Annotated in this window: 1 protein-coding gene; it reads left to right on the top strand. The window is 29.7% G+C overall.

Annotation, left to right across the window (positions count from 1 at the left end):
• Positions 1-129: 129 nt before the first annotated feature.
• Positions 130-580 (top strand): hypothetical protein (locus ACFQSB_RS40310; RefSeq protein ID WP_380832648.1); only part of this gene is annotated, 451 nt, incomplete at its 3' end.

Below are 580 nucleotides of genomic sequence, written 5' to 3' on the forward strand. Positions count from 1 at the left end.
GTTGCCTTAAAAGGTGGCAAAATCACATTTTGCAAAACATCATCACTTGTAATTACTGTGTTATAATCTCTTCCAGATTCGGCAAAACCATATCCAGCAAAATGCTTAGTACAAGCCAAAATATTTTTATTGGAATCTTTTAAAAAGCATTTGAAAGATTACTTTTTTGCTCCAAAAATAGTAAGTGTTGAAGATTTTGTTCAAGAAATTTCTGGAGTAAGAAACATCGATAACGTTGAGTTATTGTTTGAGTTTTTTGAAGTTTATTCATCTCTTACAGTATCAGATAAAAGACAAGATTTTGAACAATTTGCAAATTGGGCAAAAACGCTATTGCAAGATTTTAATGAAATTGATCGTTATCTTATAAATCCTGATTATGTTTTCTCTTATCTAAAGGATATTGAAGTTCTTAAAAGATGGGATTTATCTCCAAATAATACTACCGAAATTATAGACAAGCAACTTGAGTTTTGGGATTGCTTGCCAAATTATTACAGCAAATTTTACAATCATCTTCTAGAAAAAAAAATAGGATATCAAGGGCTTATTTATAGGGAAGCTGTGAAAAATATTGAGG

It is taken from the genome of Sphaerisporangium rhizosphaerae (assembly GCF_042665155.1).
Lineage (GTDB): Bacteria > Actinomycetota > Actinomycetes > Streptosporangiales > Streptosporangiaceae > Sphaerisporangium > Sphaerisporangium rhizosphaerae.